Here is a 26,120-nt window from a genome sequence, read left to right as displayed (position 1 = left end):
GAATGTGGAAAGGAGAATACAGATAATGAAACAAGAAGGATATTTTCAAAAAAATAAGAAATCCATTACTATTATGGGGGGGGGGATTATCATACTGGTTTTGGCAATTCTTTTCCTGACGCAAATACCGGCAGATAGAGAGAGTATGAAATGGGCCAAAAGTTTAAAAAAGGAAGAAATTGAAAAGATTGAATTATTGGTAGAGCCAAGCTCTGAAAAAGAGCGATATCGACTGTTTGCACAAGAGGAATGGCAAGAAATCATAGATTTCATCCGTCAAAGCCGGGGGAAATATCTGGAAAATCCGGAACCGCTTGCCGGACAGACAATTATCTTATTTATAACTGCCAAAGACGGGAAAATCCACCATGTCAGCAATTTAGGAACGGAATGGGTAATTGATGGTGACCACTATTCCGGAAACCCAAATTGGCTTAAAAAATGGAAATACAAAGAAGGCAATGCGCCGCTGCCAAAACATTTTCACTATGGTAAGGCAATTTCCGCCTTTAAAGGACTGGAACTTTATCTGTGGAAAGAAGATGGCAAAACCTACTATAATCTTTTATCCGGTACGAATCGAAAGAAAACGGAGCAAGAAATGTATAATCCGGAAACTGCTGAAACCAATTTGGGAGAAATAGCAAAGATTATCAGCCGGCAGGAAGACGGCTTGCATATTTGGCTCTGTCCTGACAGTCGTAAAGAAGCTCTTAACTTGACAGAAAAGGGATTTAGTGAGTTTGAAATGGAAAACATAGCCATGCACCTAAGAGAGTCATTGCCAAAACATTCGACTTTAGAAGTGGTGATGCCGGAAAAAACAGGAGAAAAGATAATGCTGGATGTTCCGGCAGAAGTAGAAAAAGCAGCAGAATATCCTTTGGATAGAATTGTGTTCCCTTTTTTCAAGGAAACAGGCAAAAGAAAATTGACCACAGAGGAAGTAGAGGAAGTAAAGACAGCCTTTGAACAGTTATTGCAGCATCCGACCAAGGAAGGAGAAATGTTTGTCAATCCGATTTGCCATTTCTTTAATAGTTACTATGATACTCCGGAGGAAATGGGTTTATGGGAATTTACTTGGTATTTGCCGGGAGAGGAGCTTTTGTCCGGCAATGAGGCGGATGAAAAAGAGTTTGCTGAATTGAAAGAGGCAGCAGGCGGTATTTTTAATAATCGAGAATTAAAAGATACGATTTCGCCGGTGCGGAGATTGCCCAAATCCTTTGTAGATAATATGCTGACACGCTATATGGGAATTGTCAGTGAAGATATTACTAAGCGCGGCGAAACGCTTTATCTGGGAAAGCCGTATGACAGCTTTTATGTTTATTCCAGTGATTTTGGAGTTGGATTCTTTGAATGCAGCGGCGGAGAAATCAATGGGGATGAATTAAAGCTTTACAGTGACAAAGCCGTTTTGACATTAAAAAGAGCGGCGGATCGCTATTTGATTGTATCACATCAAAGAAAAGAAAAATAAGGATGTAATATTTTTAAACTTTCAGAAAAAACCTTGACAAGCGTTTTCCTTTTTATTATAATAACTGTACTATATGATATAGAACAGATATAACGGATAGCTCAGATAATACAATAAAGATAATGCCGAGTCAGGAAAAAGGAGTGAGCGAAGATGATTCAGGTTGATTTACGAAGCCGGACGCCGCTGTATTTGCAGATCGTGCAAAATATTAAAACCAATATCATCAGCGGTGATTTGCAGGCGGATGAAAAATTGCCGTCGGTTCGCGAGTTGTCGGCGGAACTGGTGATCAATCCCAATACGATTCAAAAGGCGTTTCGGATGCTGGAGCAGGAAGGATTTTTATACAGTCTGCCGGGCAAGGGCAATTATGTCATGGAACTGAAGACCGCTAAAGTGAAGGAGCAGCAGGAGAGGGTGCTGAAAGAGATTGCCGCCGCAGTGGAAAAAGCCTATCGGCTGGGGCTGCGTCGGGAGGAGATTTGCAGCTACCTGGATTGGGCGGAGAAGGAGGAAAACAATGATTGAAGTAATGGACGTAACCAAAAAATACGGAGATTTTACTGCGCTGTCGGGAGTAAACCTGTCAATCAAAAAAGGTTCGGTCTATGGTCTGGTCGGCGCGAACGGTTCGGGCAAAACCACTTTGATAAAGACGATTATGGGCGTTTTCCGGCAGGAACAGGGTGCGATTAAAATGCAGGAACAGGATATTTATGACAATCCGGAGATGAAAAGAAAAATCTTTTATGTGCCGGATGATTTGTTTTTCTTTTCCATGTATTCGTCGAAACGGATGGCTAAGTTTTACGCCGGTATTTATCCGGATTTTGACTGGGAAAGATATCATAAAGTCCGGCAGGTACTAAAGCTGGATGAAAATAAACGAATCAATCAGTTTTCCAAGGGCATGAAAAAACAAACGGCGCTGTGGCTCGGGATTTGTGCCCGGCCGGAAGTGATGATTTTAGACGAACCGGTCGACGGGCTGGATCCGGTGATGCGCCGCCAAATCTGGTCACTGCTGATGCAGGACGTCAGCAGTCGGGAGATGACGGTACTGGTGTCCTCGCATAATTTACGGGAACTTGAGGATATTTGTGATACCGTTGGTATTCTGCATAATGGAAAGGTTTTGCTGGAGCGGGAATTGGACGATTTAAAAGGCGATATCCATAAGGTCCAGATGGCTTTTGCCTCCGAACAAACCGAGATTGATCCGGCGGCGCTGCCTTTTAAGGTGATGAAAAGCAGTCATACCGGCCGGGTCTATTCCTTTGTGGTGCGCGGCAGAGAGGAAGAAATCGAAAAAGCCTTTGCCGCCTATCAACCGATGTTTATTGACTTTATTCCGCTTAGTCTGGAAGAAATATTTATTTATGAGATCGGAGGAGAGGGCTATGAAATCCAAAATATCCTTTTGTAAAAAAGCATTGATCCAAAATAATATCAAGATGTATGGCGTGATCTCCTTACTGTGGGGAATTTATCTGTTTTTGCGATATCCGCTGCTGTTTTTGCAGGTTAAGGAGTGGATAAGCGCAGTTTTCACGCTGAATGATGAAATTTTTATCTTTCTGGTGCCGGCGGCACTGGGGGTGGTTTTTTATCACTTTTTAAAAACGGACAACGGCATAGCCTTTTATTTGAGCTTGCCGATGACTAAGACGCAAATTTATTTCAGTCAGTTTGTTTCCGGTTTGATTTTATATTTAGTTCCGCTGGTGTTTAATATCCTGCTGTCGCTGGTGATTGGCGTGCTTCGCTTCCGGGAGGAAAAGCAACTTTTTACCGTGATTCTGAGCTGGGGGATAGCGATGATTTTGCTGGCGCTGGCGAACTACAGCATTAGTATTGCTATGGGGATGATTACCGGCTCGGTGATTTGGCATATTTTATTTGTGATCATTTTTTATGTCCTGCCGGTGTATTTTGCCGGAGCAGTGGATTACTTCGGGGAACATCTGTTGTATGGTTTTGCCGGAAACAGTTCCCTTGCCCGGTTTTTCCGGAAACTGAACTTAATCGACAAGATATTTTCCCTAAATCGGGATGAGATCATTGCCGTGGACTTTTTGCTTTTTATCGGTATTTATGCGGCTGTGGCTTTTATTCTGGCCTTTTTGCTGTACCGTTATAAAAAAATGGAAAATAATCGGGACTGGATTGGCTTTGGCTTTTTAAAAATCATCTTTATTTTTGGCTTTACCTTATGCGCGGTCATTTTGATGACGGTGGTGCTGACCGGGATCGTAGGCGTTCGCCTGCACGACGATGTATTCACTTTTTACATCGGAGCGGCGCTGGGGGCGGTGCTGGGCTATATCGTGGCGGCGATGATTGCCTGGAAAACCATTTATCTGAAAAAAGCATGGTGGGGAACTTTCCTTGCCTTAGCGCTTACGCTGGCGGTGATTGGACTGATTGACGCCGACTTATTCGGCTATGAGCGGAGAATTCCGGCGCCGGAGGAAGTCGAGAGCGTAAGTATCACCGTTCATTCGTCCTGGGCGGACACGGAAGCGGCCATTGACCGCTTGATCGGTTCGCAAAGCTATGACCGGAAATATCGCAATACTTATAAATTTACAGAAAGCGCTAATATTGCTGTAGTGGAAAAAATTCATCATTATGTGCTCGAAAACCGGGGGAGCGGAAGCAAGGATACCAACCCGCTGTATTTTCGGTTCAGTTATTTCTTGAAAAATGGCGAGATTGTTCGCCGGGAGTATAGTATCGCTGGCAGCGCCGTGAAAAAGGACTGGCAGGAACTAAGCAAGAGTGAGGAAGCGCTGAAGCAGGCTTATCCAGTGCTGAAGGAAAAGACGCTGACCGATTTGGTCGGGATTCGAGTTAGTACCGAAGCTTCCCGAGCTGAGGACAGTTTTAGCGGCGCCAAGATGCAGGAGCTGTTAGCGGTTATCCGGCAGGAGATTATGGCGGCGGCTAAGTCGCCGGAAAAAGTCAATATTCACGGCCAAAGGGCTGAGCAGGTGCAGGTCTTGGAGCAAATCCCAATCCGGTTTGTTTTTGTTCGAGAGTATAAGCCGAAGTTGGATTATAAAAAGTTTCCGGCCGCTGAGCCGGAGTCCACGGCCGAAACAAGCCCGGAAGAAGACCTTGTTTTTTACGGCAGCGTGCCGCGGCTGCGCCGCTGGCTGGCAGACAACAGCCCGAAATACCGGGAAATGACTGATATCCAAAGTTTAGTTGAATCAGTTGAAATTTACAGACTGCCGGGTACGGAAGTCCGGGATCAATGCTATTGGGGAGGGGATTGGGAGAAGTACCGGCAGGAAAAAATAGCGATACTGACTGATCCGGCCGAAATCATGATATATTTAAAATCGGCCGGAATTTGTTTGGATTATCCGTCGGAAGAAAAAACAATGATTTTGCTGCGGGTTAACTTAAAGGACGGCGTTTCTTACCTGCGGGCCATGACCGAAGCGGACTACGCGGCGGCAAGAGACTTTCTATAATGAGCATACCGCCGAGATTATTTCGTTTGAGAGTGCCAAGAAATATCTGAAAGAACCAGCACAGGTAAAAAACAAGGATCAGACCTATAAAACCGGACTGAAATGTGCTATAATGTCGTAAGGGGTGAAGGAAATAAATCAGCATGGAACAGGAGATGAACGATGAAAAAGATTAAAAACTTGAATCGTTATCAAAAGTGTGTCCTAATACTTATGATGGCTATGGTTTTGGTTTTTGCAGTGATTTATCCTGTGACGATTCAGCGGGTCGGATTTGCATACAAAGATACAATTCTTGTCCCAAGCCAAGAAAACGGCAGCACTGTTTATTCCGGTCAGATTCACGGTCAACAGGCATATTTTACGGTGTCTGAGGATAAGACCGTTGTTTTCCGGTACGGCGATAAAACCTACGGTCCTTATACCGCAAAAGAAGATCCGACGGCAATTCCGGAAAATAAGGAGATGGCGGAATATATGACCGGCGTGGAGCTCCGCCAAGGAGAAGAGATTCTGTTTCGCGGAGGCGTTTTGAAAACAGAGGATTTCTATTGGTTGTACAATGAAGACGGGACATCAGATAACCTTGGTTTTTCCTATGTAGCCGGTGATGGAGTCAGGAGAGATGAAAACGGGAATGTAATCGACCCCATGGAGCCATCGGCGTCTACCATACTGGAACTGATGGGTGATCCCGAACTGACCCATAAGGGCGAAGGATTTGCATGGTTTGGAGCCGTGTTCATTTGCATTCTCAATGCGTTTTCCATTTTGTTCGCAGATGAGTTATTCCGTTGGTGTCTGGCATTTCGGATTCGCAATGCAGACCATGCGGAGCCGTCCGATTGGGAAATTGCAGGAAGATATATCGGCTGGACTGTTTTGCCGATTATGGCTTTGGCATTTTTCCTGATGGGGCTGCAGTAACACGAATTTCAGTTTTCACCGCCAGATCAAATGCTGCGCATTTGCCGCACTTCGTGCTTTTCTTCTGGCGGTGAAGCGCCGCAAAATGAATATGCCCGCTTTGCGGTCGCATTCATTTATGCTTGCGCGCTTCAAATTAGAAGTTAGGAGAGGATTGAAATAGGATTTTTTATATGCGGTCTGATTGCTTTTATTGCAATGAGCCTTACCTTAGCTTTTACAATATTTTTATATATTCGTCTTGTAATTGCAGTAAAAAACAACAGAGAAGTACCTAAGTGGATGTATTCGATAGGACATGCTCTAAAAAGAAGAGGTGCGGACATATATGAGGATTTCACAGATAAATATGCATTAAATGAAGTTAATTTCTATATTTTGGGAGTAGTAATAGCCAGTATAGCAACTTATTTTATTTTCTACGGTAAATACTTTCCCAATAATAAAGTGAGGTTTTGGACATATGCAGAATTATTGATTATTGTTGCCATGAGAGCGATTTTATCTTTGGGGAAACTGCTCTTAAGTCATATACTCTCCGCTATAAAAAAATCAAATTATATCTGTAAATCTTCAGCTGCTGCAAATGCGGTCATTGGCATGCTTCTAATGTCAATATTCGCCTGTACATTAACATTTATGCTTACAGGTTTGCCCGTAAAAGCACCTACGGTGCAAGTGGACGGATATGAGATTGTTATCGGACATACAACAGCAAAAGATCTGCTTTCAAACGGCTTTCGTTTTTCCGGAAGAAGTTCAAATGACACCGTTGAAAATAAAAGAGAGAGCCATTATGTCTTTGGCGAAGCGGCAGAGCTTGTCAAAGACGGAAAAGGATACGGATATGTGAATTTGACACCAAAATATCAAGACAAAGCAAAGCTTGAAGATTGTATTATTACATACTTCGGCACAACCTCAAAGACCGATATGATGAATCATGTCAAAATATGCAATCAAAATATTTCCGAATTATCCTTGGACTATTTTGAAAAAGAAAATGTGAGAGATGCATTTTCACTTTCTCCGAGTAGTTATCAAGAACGGAAAGTAAAAGGACATTATTCTATCAAAATGCAGACCTATCCCTACATACTTTGGAAAAGCTATGATATAGAAGTTATTTTTTTCAGTGATGATAGGCCGAATCAATTTGAAGTATATGCACGGCATACACTTTGGGAATAATATAATGAGATGGGATGGATAGAATTATGTTTAAATCTAAAAATTATAATTTATCTAATTAAGTATAGTAATTTAAGAAACAGTAAATTAAAAAAAGTTTACTGTTTTTTGCTGCTCAAATTTCAAGAAAAAATCGTCAATAAATCAAAAAAAGTATTTGACAAAACGCTTTCTGCCGGTCTGGGAAGGAAACCAGCAATTTATGGAAAAATGTCAAAATGAACGGTATAAAACCTTGGAAAAGTGTCAAAATTTGTCTTCTAAAGTCTTGGAAAAGTGTCGAAGTAAGGTTCTAAAAGCCTTGCAAAAGTGTCGAAAAAGAGGTATAATGACCATGGAAAACGCACAAAACAGGAGTGGGGGTTTGAACCATGCTGAAAAGAAAAATTGAAAAGGACATTCTGCGATGGCTGGAAGACAGTGAAAAAGCGCTGCTGATTTATGGAGTTCGCCAAGCCGGCAAAACATTTATTATTCGGGAATGTTTAAAGCTGGCTAACTGCGATTATATTGAATTTAATCTTATCCGGCAGCCGGAGATTGTTGACATTTTAGACAAAGCAGCCGGAATCGATGACCTGATTTTAAAGCTGTCATTATACAGCAATCAGAAAATCATTCCCGAAAAGACCATTTTTTTCTTTGATGAAATCCAAAGGTACAAAGAAATCGTTACCAGAATCAAATTTCTGGTAGAGGATAAGCGCTTTCGTTATATTCTCTCCGGCTCGCTTCTTGGCGTGGAAATCGTGAATTTAAAGTCAGCACCGGTTGGCTATTTGCAGACGCTTCAGATGTATCCGCTGGACTTTGAAGAGTTTCTGCAAATATTTAATGTAGACGAAGCAGTCATAGAGAAACTGCGCAGTGCTTTTATGGCGAGGCAGCCGGTTGATGAAGTGATCCATAGTAAAATCATGGATATGTTTCAGCTTTACCTGATTATCGGCGGTATGCCGGCAGCGGTTGAAAAGTATCGAACTACCGGCAATATTGATGATGTCATAGATGAACACAGAGCCATTATCGAGCAGTATAAACTGGATTTTACACAGTATGAGGAAGAAAACCGCAAGCTGATGATTACCCATATTTATGAGCTGATTCCGGCGGAGATAAATGAAAAAAATAAACGGTTTATGATTGCGGATATAAAAAAGAATTTGCGCTACGACCGGATTGCGGACAGCTTTACTTGGCTTTGGAAAGCGGGTGTTGCTTTGGCTGTATTTAATGCTACAGAGCCGACTATTCCGCTTTTATTGAATAAAAAGAGCAGCTTATTTAAACTGTTTCTCTCCGATGTGGGACTGCTGACTACAATATACGGCAAGGCATGTAAATTAAAAATTGTCAGTCAGGAAAAGGATATTAACAAAGGCGCGGTTTATGAAAATGGGATAGCCCAAGAGTTGTATGCCCATGGCTACCCGCTGTATTATTATAATAGTAAGAAAAAAGGCGAGTTGGATTTTGTGGTGGAGCACGCCGGCCGAGTGCTGCCGATTGAAGTAAAAAGCGGCAAGGATTATGAAAAGCATTCGGCATTGGATAATGTGATGAGTGTTAAAGAGTACGCCATCGAAGAAGCCTATGTTTTCACCAATGACAATGTGAAAGTAAAAGGAAAGCTGACGTATTTGCCGATTTATATGGTTATGTTTCTCAAAGAGGATTTAATTGAGTTTATGGATATTTCGGCGGAGCGGTTTAAGATATAATCCGCAGGGAATGGATAAATACTGGATACTGGTTTTTATTCTTAATAAATGGTAATATTTACTAATTAATTGTATCTGAAAAGCAAACGAATTGGTAAATATTATTTTTTTGAAGATTATTTTTGTATTTTAAATATAATTATAACAATAAATGCAGCAAAAATGCCGCCATAAAACAGCAAATATAATACCCTTCGCTATATATGAGGCAAGATTTCTCCCCCAGAAGGACAATTTATATCAATTGCGGCAATCCGCCGGCGGAATTATAATATTTGTTAAGGAGGGGATGATATGAAAAAAAAAGCGAGGCAGATCCAAATATGACAAAGAAGCCATTTTCTTTTTGCTGCCCTGGCTTTTGGGCTTTTTGATTTTTGTGATTTGGCCGATTATTCAATCTTTCGGGCTTTCCTTTACCAACTACGATATATTTACCAGGGCGCAGTTTGTGGGGCTGTCCAATTACCGGGAAATGTTTACCAAAGATCGGCTGTTTGCTCATTCTTTATGGGTAACGTTTCGCTATGTGCTTTTATCGGTACCTGCTAAAGTTGCTTTTGCGCTGTTTATTGCCATGATTTTAAACAAAAGGCTGGCCGGTATGGGAATTTACCGGACGATTTATTATCTTCCTTCCATATTGGGCTCCAGCGTGGCGATGTCAATTACCTGGAAAATGGTGTTCAGCCATTTTGGCATTATCAATCAGTTGCTGGGGCATCTGGGGCTGGCGCCGGTTGGATTTTTATCTGATCCGGATTTGGCGTTAGGTACCCTATCTTTTATTTCTGCCTGGCAGTTCGGTTCCGCCATGGTTATTTTTTTATCGGCGCTGAAAAATATCCCGACCGAGTTATACGAGGCGGCGGCAGCAGACGGGGCAAGGAGCCGGCATCTGTTTCTGCACATTACCCTGCCGATGCTCAGTCCGATTATTCTTTTTAACGTGATTATGAATATGATCGGCTCTTTTCAGGTATTTACCCAAGCCTATGTCATGACCAGCGGCGGGCCGGTTGACTCCACTTATTTTTATGTGCTGCATTTGTACCGGAGTGCATTTGAGCAGTTCCGCATGGGCTATTCTTCAGCTTTGGCCTGGGTGCTGACCGGCATTATTGTGATTGCCACGGCCCTTACCTTTAAGTTTTCCGAAAAATATGTTTATTATGAAAATTAGGGGGGATGAAAGATGCGCAAAAGACGAAGAAATAACCTTTTTTCCCATTTGTTTTTGACAGCCGGGGCTTTTGTGATGATATTTCCGCTGCTTTGGCTGCTAAGCAGTGCTTTTAAAAACAACGGCGAAATCTTTTCGGCTAATTTTTCTTTTATTCCCAGACAGGTGACGGTGGAAAACTTTAAAAACGGCTGGAACATTAATCCGCAATATACCTTTGGCCATTTTTTGGCAAATACATTTTTTCTGGTGGGTAGTCTGGCGCTGGGCAATATCTTGTCCTGCTCGCTGACGGCATTTGCCATTACCAGAATGCGGTTTCCGTTTAAACGGCTGGTCTTTCGGCTGGTGCTGCTGACACTGATGGTGCCGTCGCAGGTGCTGCTGATTCCGACCTATCTGATTTTTTCCAGGCTGCACTGGTTGGATACTTTTTTACCCTTTATCATCCCGGCCTTTTTGTCAACCCAGTCTTTCTTTGTGTATCAGCTGATTCAGTATATGCGCGGGATTCCCAAAGAGCTTGATGAATCCGCCAAGATAGACGGCTGTTCGTATTTTCGCATTTATGTAAACATTATGATGCCGCTGGTCAAACCGGCGCTTTGCTCGGTGGCGATTTTTTCCTTTATTTGGACCTGGAATGATTTTTTAACGCAGCTGATTTATTTAAGTTCTGTTCGAAATTATACGGTTTCTTTAATTTTAAATAGCGTTGTTGACGGAACCTCGCTGACTAACTGGGGAGCGCTGATGGCACTGACATTGATTAGCGTGCTGCCCTGCATCATCATTTACTTTTCGGCGCAGCGGTATTTTGTGGAAGGAATTGCCACTTCCGGTTTGAAAGGATAAGATTCACCGGCATGTACGGCCGGGCGGTTAAAAGCCTTTTTACCGGAAGAAGGAGAATATCAGGAAGGAGGGATAAAAGCGAGATCATCGGAAAGCGCGAATGCTGTCACCGGGAAAAGTAAGCTAAAAAATATTTGACTAAATTGGGGAGGAATCATTTATGAAAAAGCAAATCAGTCTTTTTTTAAGCATCGTTTTAGTGCTTATGAGCTTGGCGGCATGCCAAACGGCAAAAGAAACAACGCCCAAAGAAACAACCCCGCCTGCAACGGAAGAGAAACCGGCAGCTGAACAGAAGCAAACTCAAAAAACGGAGCCGGAAGCAAAGGTGTCGGAGAAAGCAGCGGTGGAAGGCAATTTGAGATTTATGTGGTGGGGCGGCGAAAGCCGGCATAAGGCCACAGTGGAAGCGGTGGATGCTTTTATCAAAAAAAATCCGGGTCTAAATGTAACGTATGAGTACAGCGGTTTTGGAGGTTATTTTGATAAGCTGTTGACCCAAATGGCAGGAAATAATGCGCCGGATCTGGTTCAGCTTTCTTTTGCAGCAGTAAATGAATATATTGTTCGCGGTCAGCTTCAGCCTTTAAATGAGTTTATCGATAACGGCACTTTGGATATTTCTCAGCTGGATCAAACGCTGTTGGATACCTATAAGGTGGATGGCAAATATTATGCGATTCCGACCGGTGTCAATACCTTATTTCTGTATTACAATAAAACTTTATTTGACAAGTATGGAATCGAATATCCGGTTACCGGCATGACGATTGATGAAGTTTATGTCAGAGCCAAGGAGTTTACCGATGCGGCCCGGGCGGCAGGAGATCAAAATGTTTGGGGAATATCAGTAGCCACAGGTGGCTTTGAGACTATTTTTCAACGCAATGTCATTGATTTTGGCGGACAGCTGTGGAATGATGATCTTTCGGCGGCAGCCTTTAATAACGAAGCCGGAAAAGCGGCACTGGAATACATTAAAAAGCCGCTTGATGAGGGATACTGCGTTCCGCCGGAAGTTGCCGCCGGAAATCCGGCCGGTGTTTCCAGTTTTGGCATGGGCTATTCGGCAATGGAGATTACCAACTCAACAGCGGCGGCAAGCTATGCTGCACAGAAGGAATTTGAATGGGGAACAGTGTTAGCGCCTTTCGGCAATCATCACAAAGTAACATGGTATCAGCCGTCGCAGGTATTTTGTATTACCAGCCAAAGTGCCAATCCGCAAGCTGCAGCCGCTGTGCTTAATTACTTGATCAATGATGAAGAAGCCGCCGGTATTTTGGGCTTTGAGCGTGGTATTCCGGCCAATTCTCAGATCCGGAAAATGGCACAGGAGAATAAGGCCGATTGGGAAAAACGGCAGTTAGACTTGGTCAACGAAGCCGGAAAATATACGGGCGATGGAACGCCGATGGGATATCCGATGGGCTTTTTGGAAATATTAACAGAATATGTCCGGCTGGAGGAAGCATATGCATATGGAAAAATCTCCACTCAGGAAATGCTGGATAGTTTGGAAAGCTTTGCCAATGATACAATCTCTAAATTTAAATGATAAGAACCGTCTTCCTTAATCTGCTGAATTGTGCTATCATATAAGCAAGCGGCTTCCGCCGGAAAAAATGTTTTTGAACTTTCGGCGGGAGCGGCGGAAAAATGCAAAAATGAGACAGCGGCAGGAGGGCGGAAAAATGTATCACTTGATGATTGTGGACGATGAAGACAAAATCCGAAACGGGATAGCCAATTATTTCCCCTGGAATGAATTGGGGTTTGAAGTGGTATATCTGGCAGAGGACGGACAGGAAGCATTTGATTATATTCTCAGCGGAGAGTCGGTTGTCGATATCATTTTGTGTGACATTATGATGCCCAGGGTATCGGGACTGGATTTGCTGGAGATGTTGCGGGAGAACGGCATGCAGGAGCTGCGTGTCGTTCTTCTTAGTGGTTATGCGGAGTTTGAATACGCGCAGCGGGCAATGAAATACGGGGTCAAGGATTATCTGCTGAAGCCGACCCGTTATCAGGAGCTGGCGCGGGTATTCGGCGAAATTAAAGTAGAGTTGGATGCGGCCCGCAGCAGGCAGCAAGATACTTTGGAGCCGGAAAGCAGCAGCTTTGAGGGGTCAATCGTGGAGCGGCTGTGTGATATTGTCCGCAGCCAGTACAGGGATATCAGCCTGCAGGGAATCGCCAAGCTGGTATATTTAAGCCCGTATTATATTTCCAGAATGTTTAAAGCCAAAACCGGCAAAAACTTTTATGATTATGTATTGATGGTACGGATGGAAGCGGCTATGGAAATGCTGAAAACAACGGATTTAAAGGTTTATGAAATTGCCGAGCGAGTAGGCTACCGCAACCAGAAAAGCTTCACTAAAATTTTCAAGCGCTTTTATGCCAATAACCCAAGCGAATATAGGAAAAAGCTATGATGAAAAACCGGGAATCTCTTGCGCCGCCGACGGTGCACCAGCTTTTTTGGCAGCAGTTTCGAAGAATGTTTCTGCCGATTTTATTTGTTAGTATTTTAATGGCTGTCATAGCCGGTTTGCTGTTTTGGAAAGATTCGGCTGACCGGATGGTGAAAAATAACCGGAATATGCTGTGGCAGGCGCAGGCGGCGATTGATATCACCATGAGCAATGTCGATGCCGTGGCCTTGGCGCTGACTCGGCATACCTATATGTTAAATACGATGCAGGATATTTTAGAGGGTGAGCTGGGCTGGCAGGAAAGACAGGAATTGCAGCGGTTTTATCAATATATTTCCAGTATTTCTCATTCTAACTCCTATTTGTTTTCAACCTATGTTTATGTAGAAAATCCGTATGGGCGCTTTATCAGCTCAACCGATGAACAGGTTTGCAGTCTGGACAGTTATTATGATACCGATTGGTATGAAACAAAGCCGTATCAAAACGGTAAGAAAATCTGGGCACAGCGGCGCTGTCTCCGGCGCTATGATTTTGAAAAGGAATTAGCGGTGATTAGTATTTATCGGGCGATTGACCCATTTTCCTTCCGTAATACCGGGATGGTGGTCGGCAATGTCGAGGAAAGGCAAATTCTTTCGCTTTTAGAGCCTTTGCAGTTTATGGAAGGCCAGCAGTTTATTGTCCAGGATGAAGCCGGCAACATTTTGCTGGCTTATCCCGAAATGGAAGAAGCATGGCTGCCGGCAGATACGTACGAGCGGGAATATATTGTTGACTCCCTCCGCTCCAGGCGTTTTGGCTGGACCTATACGTTGGTCATACCGAAAAAAGTTCTTTTTCATTCGATCCGAAACGTGATCGGCAGCTTAACAATTGTACTGCTGGCTGGAGTTTTATTTTCAACGGCAGCCAGTATTTTGGTGGCGCGGCAGCGCTATAAAAGAGCACGGTCGGCGATTGCATTTGTAAATATGAGGGACAGTGCGGGGGAAGGGCTTTTGCCTTTGCGCCAGCGGGATGATATTTATGATTATTTCATGCAGAAAACGCTGACAGACTATGCTTTATCGCAAGAACTGGAGCGCCGGATATGGGAGCAGGCGTATCAGCTGCGGACGATGGAGCTGGTGGCACTACAGGCTCAGATTAATCCGCATTTTTTGTTTAATACCCTGGAGGTTATTAAATGGGAAAGCATTTCTTTGACGAAAGGGATCAATTCTGTTTCCCAAATGCTGGAGAATCTGGCAGCGATCATTCAGTATTCGCTGTCAAATCCGAGGGAAACCGTTTCCCTGCAAAAAGAAGTGGAGCTGGCGCAAATTTATGTGGATATCCTGATGTTTCGCTATGAAGGCAAGTTTAATGTAGAATGGAAACTGGGGAGCGGATTGGAGCAATATAAAGTGCCGAAGCTGATTTTGCAGCCGTTGATTGAAAATGCGGTTTATCACGGAGTTAAGGAGAAAAAAGACTTTTCGGTTATCCGCATCCGAATTCACCGGCATGGCGGAAAGCTTTTAATCAACATCATGGATAATGGCGTAGGAATAGAGGCGGAGGCTTTGAAACAGCTCAGGCAGCAGCTGCAAACACCGGAAAGCTTTCCCAGCGACAGCGTGGGTTTGCTTAATGTCAGTAAACGGATCGCGCTTTTATACGGCGATAGTTGGAGTATGAAAATTTACAGCAAAAAAGGCAAGGGGACTTTGCTGAAAATTGAAATTTTATTAGATAAAGAGAGGGAAACAATATGAGCAAAGAGTTGTGTATTGGTGTTATTGGTCTGGGCAGAAGAAGTGTTGGTCTATTGGAAGGCTGTATTCTGCCGCGAAAAGATGTGCGGGTAGCGGTCGTTTGTGATGTCTATGAGGACAGGCGCGAGCAGGCGGCCAAGCTGGTTCGGGATGCCGGGCAGCCTGAGCCGAAGGCGGTCGGAGATTATCGGGAAATTTTGGCGATGCCGGAAGTGCAGGCTGTTGTTATTATGTCCTCCTGGGAGTCGCATATTGAAATCGCCTGCGCAGCGATGCGGGCCGGAAAATACGCGGCCATTGAGGTGGGCGGCGCATATTCGCTGGATCAGTGCTGGCAGTTGGTTCATACTTATGAAGAAACCAAGACGGAATGTATGTTTTTGGAAAACTGCTGCTATGGACGGGAGGAGCTGCTGCTTTTAAATATGGTTCGGCAGCAGGTTTTCGGCGAACTGGTGCATTGCCAGGGCGGCTATCTGCATGATCTGAGAAAGCAGGTTGCCCACGGCGTGGAGGACCGCCATTACCGGTTCCGTAATTATATGGGCCGCAACTGTGAAAATTATCCGACGCATGAGCTGGGGCCGATTGCCAATATATTGGATATTAACCGGGGAAACCGGATGCTGTCGCTGGTGTCGGTTGCGTCTAAGGCCGCCGGTCTGAAAGAATATCTGCGCCGGGAAAAGGGGGCGGATTATAGAGAAAGCGACTATCCTTTTGCGCAAGGCGATATTGTCAATACCATCATTAAATGTGCACGGGGAGAAACCATCAGCCTGACACTGGATACGACCCTGCCCCGCCATTATTCGCGCGGTCTTCAGGTGCATGGCACCAGGGGGCTGTATATGGAAGAAAACAAGAGCATTTTCCTGGATGAAAAGGATAATGAGTTTGATTTTGAATGGCATAAAAAATGGAATAATGTGGAAGAATATTTTGATAAATATGAGCATCCGCTGTGGCGGAAATATATGGGCGAAGGTGTCCGCGGCGGTCATGACGGGATGGACTGGCTGGTGCTTTCTGCTTTCTTTGAAGCGGCTAAGGCCGGAACCCCTGTGCCGATTGACGTTTATGACGCGGCTGCCTGGATGAGCATAACCTGTCTGAGCGAGGACAGTATTGCCAGGGGCGGAGCGCCGGTTTCGATTCCGGATTTTACCAACGGCAAGTGGCTGGAAAGAAAGCCCTGGGATGCCGAAGCGTAAAAGGAGGCGAGCCTGATGACGATAAAGATCGGTATGATTGGGCTGGGCGAACGGGGGAAAGTGCTGTTTGCCAGTCTGGGACAAATAGCCGGGATTGAGGTTGCTGCGATTTGTGATACTTATGATTTCCGGGTGGAGGAAGGAACAGCTCTTTGCGCCAAATATGGCTGGCGCCCCTGGACCGGCCGGGATTATCGGGAGCTGCTGAAGCAGGATTTGGATGCGGTTATTATTACTACCACATGGACGACTCATACCAGGATTGCGGTAGATGCGATGCGGGTCGGCAAGCATGTCGGTCTGGAAGTGGGAGGAGCCACCTGTGAACAGGAATGCTGGGAACTGGTGCGGGTCAGTGAGGAAACCGGAAAGTTTTGTATGCTTTTGGAAAACTGCTGCTATGCCGACAATGAGCTGATGCTTTTTCATATGGCCAAACAGGGCTTGTTCGGTGAAATCGTGCATACGGCGGGCGGCTATGAGCATGATCTGCGGGAGCAGATTGTAACCGGGCGGGAGAGAAAGCATGGCCGGATGCGTAATTTTTTATGCCGGAACGGAGAGCTTTATCCGACGCATCAATTAGGGCCGATTTGTAAGCTGCTGGGGATTAACCGGGGCAACCGGCTGCTGTCATTGGTGTCCGTTGCCTCCAAGGCCAGAGGTTTGCGGGATTGGGCCAGACGCAGCAATCAGTCTCAGGACGTACAGGATTTATCTTGGAATCAGGGCGATATTGTCACCACCATTTTAAAATGTGCCAATGGGGAAACGATTACGCTGACGCATGGCTGTAGTTTGCCCAGACCCTATTCCCGCAACGGCAAAATTCAGGGAACCCGGGGCGCGTGGGTAGAAGATACCGGCGGCATCTACATCGAACCGGAAGCAGTGCGAGTCACCGGCCAGGACGAAATGCATGAATGGGTAGCGCTGGAGGAATATAGGGAGAGGTACCGGCATCCTCTGTGGAAAGAACATGTGGAGAAGCATGGTATTTCCCATGAAGAAGGGCATAATGATATTGATTATTTGGTGCTGTGCGCCTTTATCGACAGTATTCAGCACGGCGAGCCGCCGATTGATGTTTATGATGCGGCGGTTTGGATGGCGGTGACTTATTTATCGGAGCAATCGGTGGCAATGGGCGGACAGGCGGTGCCGGTGCCGGATTTTACCCGCGGTGAATGGATTGAGCGCAGGCCCGAACGGATTGGCAAATATATGCTGTCGGAAGTGCGGGCGGAGGCTTTTGAGCGAGAATGAAGGCTGAGCGGAAGCAAAGATGGCTGATGCTGACCGTAATGGCGGTATCGCTGGTGCAGATGGGGGCAGTCCTGTATACGCCGGTATTGGCCCCGATCGCGCTCGGATTTCAGGAAAACGGGAGCTTTCTGGCGCAGACATTGCCGGCGGCGGTCAGTCTGGGCGTGATTTGCGCCGGCGGGGCAGCAGAGCGGTTATGTCAAAAAGGTCTTTACCGGCCGGCTATTTTGTCCGGTGGTGCATTATTTGCCGCCGGCGGGCTGCTGTCATGGAAATATTTTTTCTCATTCGGTTGGCTTTTGGCGGGAGCAGTCTTATCAGGCATAGGAGTGGGCCTGGTTTGTCCGGCGGCGGTGGGGCTGATTACCGGCTTTTTTCAGGGAGAGGAAAAACAGCGGGCAATCGGCCTGCAAAGCATGGCGGCTTATCTGGGAGCGATGCTTTTGATTGTTCTCGGCGGTTATCTGGCGGATCATTTTCATTGGCGGTTTGCCTTTTTAGCCAGTTTACTGATTATCCCCGGGTTGTTGCTGGCCGGGCTGACGCTGCCGGCGGAGGTCGGGAGCGAGGGCGATAAGGCGAAGGCAGATTCACCGGTGCCCCAAACGGCATTTAGAGAAAACAGCCGGAAAAGCCTGGCGGGCGTGTTGGGAATTGTTTTTTTGATTTCGGGGTTATCGGGTATTACCTCTTCTAATTTGAGTATGCTGATTACTGCGGCCGGATTAGGAGGATTTGCGCAGGCGAGTGCGGCCGGGTTCTGTGTTTTGGCAGGCGCGGCGGTAGCGGCGGCGTTTTTTGCTAAGCTGTGCCTTGTTTTGAAAAATTATCTTTTGCCGGCCGGCTTTGGGCTGTTGGCAGCCGGACAATTGTTATGCGGCTGGGGAAGCTCTTTGCCGGCGATTTATATGGGTAGTTTGCTGGCCGGCGGAGCGCTGGGAACGGTGATTCCCTATCTGTTCCTGGCAGCGGCCGATTGCGGAAAGACGGAAGGCCGCAGCAATGCCGGAGCGGTGATGATTGTCAGTAATTTAGGGGCTGTTCTGCCACCGCTGTTTACCTTTTTATTATCGGCCGCCGGCAGTCAGGAAGTTTCTTTGCGCTATATCGTCAGCGCGGTAATTGCCGGGGCGGCAGTTTTACTTTTATTACTCCCGGGCAGACTCAATATGGCCGGGTAACCGGAAGGGCAGGAAAGGGCGAAAAACAGTGGATGAACTTTTGATTTATGAGATTCTGTCTGTTGTGGCGGAAATTCCCGAGGGCAAGGTCGCTTCTTACGGTCAGATTGCGAGGTTAATCGGCAAAGGCAAAAACTCCCGTCTGGTTGGTAAGGTATTGAGTAGGGCCGAGTTTTATGGCGATTATCCCTGCCATCGGGTGGTCAATCACGCCGGTCGCCTGGCACCGCATTTTTACGGGCAAAGGGAGCGGCTGCTGGATGAGGGTGTCCGGTTCAAAGCGAATGGATGGGTTGATATGAAAAGATATCAGTGGGAATGTTAGTCATAAATAAGATATGGAGATGAGCAGCATGAGTAAAAGTGAATTTCGGAAAAAAGTTCTGATTGCGCCGGATTCTTTTAAGGGGAGCATCAGTGCCAGGGAATTTTGTGAGACGGCGAAAGCCGCCATTGCCGAGATTGCTCCGGAGTGCAGGATCGATACTCTGCCGCTTGCAGACGGAGGCGAGGGCACGGTAGCAGCCGTTATTTATAATGTAGGCGGCAAAATACGCGAATGTCAGGTTCGCAATCCGCTGGGGGAGGCGCATGTTGCCCGATATGGGGTTTTGCCGGACGGGAAAACGGCGATTATGGAGATGGCTGAAGCGGCCGGACTGGATCTGGTTCCGCCGGAGCGAAGAAACCCCGAACAGACCACATCTTATGGTGTTGGGGAGATGATTTTGGATGCGATTGAGCATGGCTGCCGGGAAATCATTATGGGTATCGGCGGCAGCGCGACCAATGACGGTGGCATGGGAATGCTTTCGGCCTTAGGTTATCAATTTTTTGATGAAAATGGAAATGAGTTAAGCGGACACGGTCAGGAATTAGGCTCGGTCTGTCGCATTGCCGGTCAAAAGGTGCCGGCCGGGCTGGGCTCGGTTTTGTTCCGAATTGCCTGTGATGTTGAAAACCCGTTAGTGGGCAAAGACGGAGCGACTTATATTTACGGGCCGCAAAAAGGAGCGGATTCAGAAGCGCTTGACCGGCTGGAAAGCGGCATGAAAAATTATGCCCGTCAGGTGGAAAGCTTTACCGGTAAAAAAGAAGCGGCTGCCGCCGGAGCCGGAGCGGCCGGTGGTCTGGGTTTTGCTTTTTTGAGTTTTTTAAACTGCCGGTTAGAGCCGGGCTTTCAGTTAATCAGTCAGGTAATTGAAGTGGAGCGCAAAATCGCAACAGAAAACTATGATTTGATTATTACCGGCGAAGGGCAAATGAACCGGCAAACCTTATTTGGCAAGCTGCCGAACGGCATTGCCCTTTTGGGAAAAAAATATAGTATTCCCGTTATTGCCGTCGTGGGTTCGCTCGGAGAAGATTATGAGGAACTTTATAACCGCGGGTTAAGCGCGGCGTTTAGCATTATCAACCGGCCGGTAACGTTGGAGGAAGCCATGCGCAAGGGAAATGACTTTTTGTATCAGGCCGTTCAAAACATTATCCGGCTATTGATTTGCGTCAATAGGGAGTGAAGCCTTTTGATGATAAAATTATGATATGCCGCTGTATTGCCTAAGCGCTTAGGTCAAAATTGGGTTGGCTCTTTTCAATTTTTGAATTTTACGGTATGATAAAACTAGCATCCTCTTAGCAAGATAGATTAGGGTATCGTTTTACGGAAAGGAGTGTATCATGCCGTTTCAAATCGTCCGCAATGATATTACGAAAATGCAGGTTGACGCGATTGTTAATACCGCCAATCCCATGCCCGGGTACGGTGCCGGAGTTGATACGGCGGTTTATCAGGCCGCCGGCGAAAAAGAACTGCTGGCCAAAAGACAGGAGATTGGCACTATTAAGCCGGGCACATCCGTCATTACTCCCGGATATGGACTGCCGGCTAAATATATTATTCATACCGCCGGGACAGCTTGGCAAGGGGGAAATGCGGGTGAGGAAGAAATTATCCGCAGTTGCTATAAAAGCGCGTTTCAACTGGCGGCTGAACATGAAATAGAGAGCCTGGCCATTCCTTTATTAGCATCCGGCCACTATGGGTTTCCCAAGGGGATTGCTTTAAGAATCGCGCTGTCAGAGATTGAACGCTGTCTGGCGGAGCATGATATGGGAATTTTTCTGGTCGTCTTTGACCGTAAGGCTTTTTCCCTGTCTGCGGAATTATATGGCGATATTGACGCTTATATTAATGATAATTACGCGGCCGAACAGGAAGCAGAGGAGTATGGCAGGCATGTTTCAAGTCAGCAGCGGTGGCTGACTCCGCCGCTGCCGGCGGCGAGCAGGATTTTTCGGGAGCTTACCGGCGGCATGGCGGAAGCGGTCAGAGACAGGAAAGCCAGACGGGAAAGCCCCAAACTGGGTAAAGTGAGTAATGAGGTCATGGCTGAGTTAGTCGCAGCGGAGCCGGCCTGTAAGGCTTCGGCGGCAAGAAGCCTTGACGATGTGGTTAATAATCTGGATAAAACCTTTATGGAACTGGTATTTTCCTTTGCCGATGCCAAAGGCATGAGCGATGTGGAAGTCCAGAAAAAAGCCAATTTGGACCGAAAAGCTTTTTCTAAGTTAAAGTGCGGCACTACCAAAAATCCAAGCAAAGCCACGGCCTTAGCGCTGGCGATTGCGCTGCGGCTTAATTTGGACGATACCAGAGATTTGCTGTCAAGGGCGGGACTGGCGTTATCGCCATGCAGCAAGCAGGATGTCATCGTGCAGTATTTTATTGAAAGAGAGGCATACGATATTTATGAAATCAATGTGGCGCTGTTTGAGCATGGCGAGCCGCTCTTGGGGACGCAGGCCTCTTAAAGCGCTAATAGAATTATTCGCTTGCCTGAACTGGGGGCAATATGTCGCCTGACAAGTGACCGAATATTTGCTCATAAGTTTATAATAATCTCAGAAGCTAACAAAACCGCAGCTTACGCTGCAGCCAGTTTACGGAGGGATTTATTATGAGAGAAAATTTAACGGAACTTGTGTTTATTCTGGACAGAAGCGGATCGATGAGCGGCCTGGAGTCGGATACGATTGGCGGTTTTAATTCGCTGATCGGGAAACAGCAAAAGGAAGCGGGAGAAGCGATTGTTTCAACGGTTTTATTTGATGATGCCTGTGATGTCATTCATGACCGGATAAAGATTGGCGATGTGCCGAAGTTAACCGAAAAAGAGTACTATGTCAGAGGATGTACGGCGCTGCTGGATGCGGTTGGCGGAGCGATTCATCATATCGGCAATATTCATAAACATGCCAGAAAAGAAGACCGGCCGGCCAAGACACTGTTTGTCATTACGACCGACGGGCTGGAAAATGCCAGTACCAAATACAGTGTTGACAAGGTTAAGAAAATGATTGAGCGTCAGAAAAAGAAACATAACTGGGAATTCCTTTTTCTGGGAGCGAATATTGACGCGATCAAAGCAGCCGAGGGTATGGGCATTGACCGGGATCGGGCGGCTAATTTCTACAGCGATGCCAAGGGGACGGCACTTAATTATCGAGTATTGGAAAAAGCGGTATCCTGTGCCAGACGCTGCCCTTCCGCTCAAATCGGCTCTGTTTTTGCCGAAGGGGTGTGGAAAGAGGAAATTGACCAGGATTTTAAGGCCAGAGGATAAGCTGCCAAACTAAAATATTTTCCTTGACGAAATGCCTAAAAAAGAGTAGACTGTTTTAAGTTAGTATTAACTAACCTTCCTTTTTCATGCTGAAACGGTGTGTTTCTGCACGAACGGCTAACCAGCCTAAAAAGATGGTTCTGTCCAATCAGGGAAGGGGAAGAGAGTAATTTGAAACTTGTGCTGTCAACAAAGTATGTCGAGGAACTTTATGAAAGTGAAAGCAATAAAAATAAATCCGTCACTGGTTTTATTTTTTAATATCCTGATACCGACACTGTTTATATTTATGGCGGCTTTTCCGCTTAATTACATTCTGATGGCGTTTGCCTCGCTGGTGCTGCTGCTGGCAGGCAAGGTTAAAAGGGCGCTGATATTTATGGCGATATACGCGGCAGAGGCGGCAGGCTGTATTGTTTTCATGGATATTATTCCGGCAGGCTATGCGCTTGTGTTTTTAAGTATATTGATGCAGTTCTTGCCATGTTTGATGATGGCGACTATTCTGTTTAAGGATTATACCACGGCCGAGCTGCTGTCAACGCTGGAAAAGCTGCCGCTGCCAAGAAGCTTAGTGGTAGCAGTGATTATCACGCTGCGCTATATACCGACTTTTAAGCGGGAGTTTGGCTATATAAAGGAGTCGATGCGGCTAAGAGGGATTGCATTTACTTGGAGACGGCCGGTAGAGAGTTTTCAATACTTTGTGGTGCCGCAGCTTTTCCGGTGTGCCGCCTTGGCGGAGGAAGTAACCTCGGCCGGACTGGTCAAAGGAATCGACGCCGATATTAAAAGAACTTCTTATTATGAACAGAAGTTTAGAACAAGTGATGCTTTGCTGCTGATGATACTAATAATTGGGATTGTGTGGGCAGGATTATGGACGAGATGATAAGGGCTGAAAAGCTGGATTTTTGGTATGAACAGTCAAAAGACGGCATAAAGGATGTTGATTTTTCCATTAAAGGCAGCGAGGTTATTTTGCTGGCCGGGGACAGCGGCAGCGGCAAATCTACTTTGCTCAAATGCCTTAACGGTCTGATTCCGGAAACGATAGAGGGCAGGTTAAACGGAGCGCTGTATTTTGAAGATAAAAAATATAGTGAGCTTAAAATGTTTGAACTGAACCAAAAGATAGGATCGGTTTTTCAGAACCCGAGAAGCCAGTTCTTTACGACCAATTCCACGGCGGAATTGGTTTTTCCGATGGAAAATTATGGATTGAAAAAAGAGCTTATGGACGAAAGACTGACCGCTTTGACGGAAAAGTTCGGGCTTCATTCGCTTTTGGATCGAAATATTTTTGAAATATCCAGCGGGGAAAGACAACTCTTAGCGCTGGCTTCCGCCATGGCACTCAACCAAAAGGTGGTCATTTTTGATGAGCCGTCAGCCAATCTGGACTATGGAAATGCGATCAAATTGGGAAAGATTATTGCGGAAATGAGGGAGGCCGGCTTTACTGTGATAGTGGCCGATCATCGGTTTTATTATTTGAAAGGGCTGATTGATCGGGTTTTTCTAATGGAAAACGGCAAATTAAGATGCTTTCCAAGCGAAATGGAATTTAAACAAAGTGAATATGACACCAGAAGCTTTGCACTGTTTGAACTGGATGTACCTGCGCCGGAGAGCGGCCCGGCTGGTGAGAAGGTGGCCTGCCTTGAGAATGTCAGCTATAAGAATGTTTTAAAAGATATCAATATAGAACTTCAAAAAGGGGAAGTCAGCGTCCTGGTCGGGAATAACGGAGCCGGGAAAACGACGATAGCCAAACTCTTATGCCGGAGTCTAAAACCGGATAAGGGCGAGATTAAAGCAGATGAACTGCCGTTTTATATCATGCAGGATCCGGATTTTCAGCTGTTCGGCACTTCGGTTTTTAATGAGCTGGCGTTGGTCACCAATGATAAAACCGCGATTGAAGATACTCTTAAGTACTTGGGGCTGTATGATTACCGGCATAAACATCCTTTTGATTTAAGCGGCGGACAGAAACAGCGGCTCCAGATTGGTATGGCTGTGCTTTGTCAAAAGCCGGTGATTCTTTTTGACGAGCCGACCAGCGGATTGGATATTGCTTCGATGAAAAAGGTAGCGGCGGAAATCATAAGATTAAAAGAAAGCGCTGCGATTTTGGTGATATCCCATGACTATGAATTTATCAGAAATGTGGCCAATCGGATTATTTACCTTAAGGCCGGAAAAATTGAGAAAGACTTTGCGCTGAAAGACGATACTTTGCCGGAACTGAACGGGATATTTGAAAATATGGCGGCAGCATTATAAAGCAGGAACGCATATCACGCCTATAAGGCAAGACTTTATAATTTATCGGCGCTGAAGCGGCGCCCAATAGGAATGCAGGCAGGTATGGCAAAAACTGCAAGGCATTTATGCTGCAATATAAAACTTAAACTAATTTTGGAGGACAAGATGAAAAATAATTTTAAAATGAAAGATGTGGTAACTGTTGCATTGCTGACGGCATTGTATATGGTGTTTTATATGATAGCAATGGCTGTAATTACACCGCTTGGCCCGTTCGGCCATGCCATCAGTCCGGGAGCCTGCGGACTGCTTGCCGGTGCGGTGATTGTTTTTCTTTCCAGAAAAGTAGGCAAGATGTGGCAGTTTACGCTGATGACAGGTATTTTGATGGTAATATTTTGGCTGCTGGGCGGCGGATATCTCCCATGGGTAATCAGTTCGCTGGTTATGGCGGCAGTGGCTGATTTTATTGCTTCCAGGGATGGCAAAACTGTCAAGGTATGGAAACTGGCGCTGGCATCCGGTTTGATGCATGTAGGACAGGCTTGGGGCGCGATTGTTCCATCTTGGTTTTTCCTGGAGCAGTACAAGGCGCACTGGGTTGGCCGAGCCGGAATGACGGCGGAAATGATGGACGCTCAGATTAAATTCACGCAAGGAATTATGGGTGTGCTGGCGACATTTATTACTTTTGTGCTGGCGTTAGCAGGGATTTATCTGGGGTATATTATATTGAAAAAGCATTTGAAAGAGGGAGAGGAGAACTAATCACGCAACTTTCCCGGCGGAGTATAACAGAAAAATAAATTGTTTATGCGCTTGTCCGTTTTTTCGGGCGGGCGCATTTTTGGTATGCTTTAGCAACAAAAACCCCCCCAGCTGTGCTGGGGGAGAAGGAAGCTTTAGCTTCAAGCAAAAAACCTCCAATGATATAATGAATGCAGGTCTGCAAACCGCATAAGAATATCAAAAGGAGGTGTCCAATGGACAAAATAGTTTAACACATACGAGGTGGGCTTGAGATATAATAGGGATACAGAGAAAAAAGCTTGATAATTCGGGGCTTTCAGCACTGTATCCTTATTTTTAAAATTGTAAAAATCAAACAATCAGGTCTAAAAGGAGGCATTTATGGTATGTAAAAATATTTCAAGCCATTACATCAGCCTTTCTGATACAAGGAAGGTGAGAGTTTTATGAGATGGATAATAAAAATAATCTTGTTCCCAATCAGTTTGCTGTTAAGCATTTTGACTGCCTTTCTGACATTCTTGCTTAGCGTAGGAACTGCAATCCTATATTTGCTTATGCTGATGTGTGTATTTGTTGCCATAGGCTCGTTCTTTATGCTACACGATACAAAAGCAGCAATAGAAGCACTTATCCTTGGATTTCTGCTAAGTCCTTACGGAATACCGATGATTGGAGCAGCAATCATAGCTTTTATACAAGGAATCAATGAAGCGATAAAATCAATCTAAAAAATTTCATAAAAATGGTTACCAAAGGCGAT

General features: G+C 45.6%; 25 protein-coding genes. All 25 read left to right on the top strand.

The features are described 5' to 3' along the window. Window positions 1–25 precede the first annotated feature (25 nt). The 25 genes from C3V36_00290 to C3V36_00170 all read left to right on the top strand — a co-directional run bounded on the left by C3V36_00290 (window position 26) and on the right by C3V36_00170 (window position 26,088). Window positions 26–1,486, top strand: a complete 1,461-nt coding sequence (locus C3V36_00290) for a hypothetical protein (GenBank protein ID AVM67838.1) — start codon at window positions 26–28, stop codon at window positions 1,484–1,486. A gap of 153 nt (window positions 1,487–1,639) precedes the next feature. Next, entirely contained in the window at window positions 1,640–2,017 is a 378-nt protein-coding gene (locus C3V36_00285; GenBank protein ID AVM67837.1) for a GntR family transcriptional regulator, read from the top strand. Beyond that, on the top strand, window positions 2,010–2,915 hold the full coding sequence (locus C3V36_00280; protein AVM67836.1) for an ABC transporter: 906 nt from the start codon (window positions 2,010–2,012) through the stop codon (window positions 2,913–2,915). The genes C3V36_00285 and C3V36_00280 overlap by 8 nt, the downstream gene beginning before the upstream one ends. Further along, window positions 2,890–4,971, top strand: a complete 2,082-nt coding sequence (locus C3V36_00275; GenBank protein ID AVM67835.1) for a hypothetical protein — start codon at window positions 2,890–2,892, stop codon at window positions 4,969–4,971. Before C3V36_00280 ends, C3V36_00275 begins: the two co-directional genes overlap by 26 nt. A 162-nt stretch (window positions 4,972–5,133) precedes the next feature. Continuing rightward, window positions 5,134–5,898: a hypothetical protein gene (locus C3V36_00270; GenBank protein AVM67834.1), complete on the top strand. Its 765-nt coding sequence runs from the start codon at window positions 5,134–5,136 to the stop codon at window positions 5,896–5,898. Between the two features lie 159 nt (window positions 5,899–6,057). Then, window positions 6,058–7,089 carry a hypothetical protein gene (locus tag C3V36_00265; GenBank protein AVM67833.1) on the top strand — a complete coding sequence of 344 codons (1,032 nt, stop codon included), beginning with the start codon at window positions 6,058–6,060 and terminating at the stop codon, window positions 7,087–7,089. Between the two features lie 9 nt (window positions 7,090–7,098). Next, window positions 7,099–7,311, top strand: a complete 213-nt coding sequence (locus tag C3V36_00260) for a hypothetical protein (GenBank protein AVM67832.1) — start codon at window positions 7,099–7,101, stop codon at window positions 7,309–7,311. Further along, a complete protein-coding gene (locus C3V36_00255) occupies window positions 7,292–7,480 on the top strand; it encodes a hypothetical protein (protein AVM67831.1) in 189 nt (62 codons plus the stop codon). Before C3V36_00260 ends, C3V36_00255 begins: the two co-directional genes overlap by 20 nt. Continuing rightward, entirely contained in the window at window positions 7,461–8,810 is a 1,350-nt protein-coding gene (locus tag C3V36_00250) for an AAA family ATPase (protein AVM67830.1), read from the top strand. Before C3V36_00255 ends, C3V36_00250 begins: the two co-directional genes overlap by 20 nt. Window positions 8,811–9,147: 337 nt before the next feature. Continuing rightward, window positions 9,148–9,993 carry an ABC transporter permease gene (locus tag C3V36_00245; protein ID AVM67829.1) on the top strand — a complete coding sequence of 282 codons (846 nt, stop codon included), beginning with the start codon at window positions 9,148–9,150 and terminating at the stop codon, window positions 9,991–9,993. 12 nt (window positions 9,994–10,005) lie between these two features. Then, entirely contained in the window at window positions 10,006–10,848 is an 843-nt protein-coding gene (locus tag C3V36_00240; protein ID AVM67828.1) for a sugar ABC transporter permease, read from the top strand. Window positions 10,849–11,008: 160 nt separating this feature from the next. Then, complete coding sequence (locus tag C3V36_00235; protein AVM67827.1) at window positions 11,009–12,406, top strand: hypothetical protein; 1,398 nt, start codon at window positions 11,009–11,011, stop codon at window positions 12,404–12,406. A gap of 67 nt (window positions 12,407–12,473) precedes the next feature. Next, window positions 12,474–13,289 (top strand): DNA-binding response regulator, encoded by an 816-nt coding sequence (locus C3V36_00230; protein AVM67826.1) that lies wholly within the window; start codon window positions 12,474–12,476, stop codon window positions 13,287–13,289. Continuing rightward, window positions 13,286–15,049 (top strand): hypothetical protein, encoded by a 1,764-nt coding sequence (locus tag C3V36_00225; GenBank protein AVM67825.1) that lies wholly within the window; start codon window positions 13,286–13,288, stop codon window positions 15,047–15,049. Before C3V36_00230 ends, C3V36_00225 begins: the two co-directional genes overlap by 4 nt. After that, complete coding sequence (locus C3V36_00220; protein AVM67824.1) at window positions 15,046–16,263, top strand: glycosyl hydrolase; 1,218 nt, start codon at window positions 15,046–15,048, stop codon at window positions 16,261–16,263. The genes C3V36_00225 and C3V36_00220 overlap by 4 nt, the downstream gene beginning before the upstream one ends. A 15-nt stretch (window positions 16,264–16,278) precedes the next feature. Beyond that, a complete protein-coding gene (locus C3V36_00215; protein AVM67823.1) occupies window positions 16,279–17,529 on the top strand; it encodes a glycosyl hydrolase in 1,251 nt (416 codons plus the stop codon). After that, window positions 17,526–18,710, top strand: coding sequence for a hypothetical protein (locus C3V36_00210; GenBank protein ID AVM67822.1), 1,185 nt, complete (start codon window positions 17,526–17,528; stop codon window positions 18,708–18,710). Before C3V36_00215 ends, C3V36_00210 begins: the two co-directional genes overlap by 4 nt. Next, entirely contained in the window at window positions 18,697–19,035 is a 339-nt protein-coding gene (locus C3V36_00205; protein ID AVM70379.1) for a DNA methyltransferase, read from the top strand. The genes C3V36_00210 and C3V36_00205 overlap by 14 nt, the downstream gene beginning before the upstream one ends. A 13-nt stretch (window positions 19,036–19,048) precedes the next feature. Then, the gene (locus C3V36_00200) at window positions 19,049–20,230 is read left to right on the top strand and encodes a glycerate kinase (protein ID AVM67821.1); all 1,182 of its coding nucleotides are present in this window, start codon (window positions 19,049–19,051) and stop codon (window positions 20,228–20,230) included. 160 nt (window positions 20,231–20,390) lie between these two features. Next, entirely contained in the window at window positions 20,391–21,524 is a 1,134-nt protein-coding gene (locus C3V36_00195; GenBank protein ID AVM67820.1) for an RNase III inhibitor, read from the top strand. Window positions 21,525–21,670: 146 nt separating this feature from the next. After that, entirely contained in the window at window positions 21,671–22,336 is a 666-nt protein-coding gene (locus C3V36_00190; GenBank protein AVM67819.1) for a hypothetical protein, read from the top strand. 196 nt (window positions 22,337–22,532) lie between these two features. Continuing rightward, window positions 22,533–23,228, top strand: a complete 696-nt coding sequence (locus tag C3V36_00185) for a hypothetical protein (protein AVM67818.1) — start codon at window positions 22,533–22,535, stop codon at window positions 23,226–23,228. Continuing rightward, window positions 23,216–24,625, top strand: a complete 1,410-nt coding sequence (locus C3V36_00180) for an ABC transporter ATP-binding protein (protein ID AVM67817.1) — start codon at window positions 23,216–23,218, stop codon at window positions 24,623–24,625. Before C3V36_00185 ends, C3V36_00180 begins: the two co-directional genes overlap by 13 nt. A 147-nt stretch (window positions 24,626–24,772) precedes the next feature. Further along, on the top strand, window positions 24,773–25,375 hold the full coding sequence (locus tag C3V36_00175) for a hypothetical protein (GenBank protein AVM67816.1): 603 nt from the start codon (window positions 24,773–24,775) through the stop codon (window positions 25,373–25,375). 428 nt (window positions 25,376–25,803) lie between these two features. Further along, window positions 25,804–26,088, top strand: a complete 285-nt coding sequence (locus tag C3V36_00170) for a hypothetical protein (GenBank protein AVM67815.1) — start codon at window positions 25,804–25,806, stop codon at window positions 26,086–26,088. Window positions 26,089–26,120 lie beyond the last annotated feature (32 nt).

Source organism: Lachnospiraceae bacterium oral taxon 500, from assembly GCA_002999035.1.
Taxonomy (GTDB): Bacteria; Bacillota; Clostridia; order Lachnospirales; family Vallitaleaceae; genus W11650.
The sequence above is the reverse complement of the archived record's forward strand: the minus strand, read 5'-3'. Positions and strand labels throughout refer to the sequence as shown.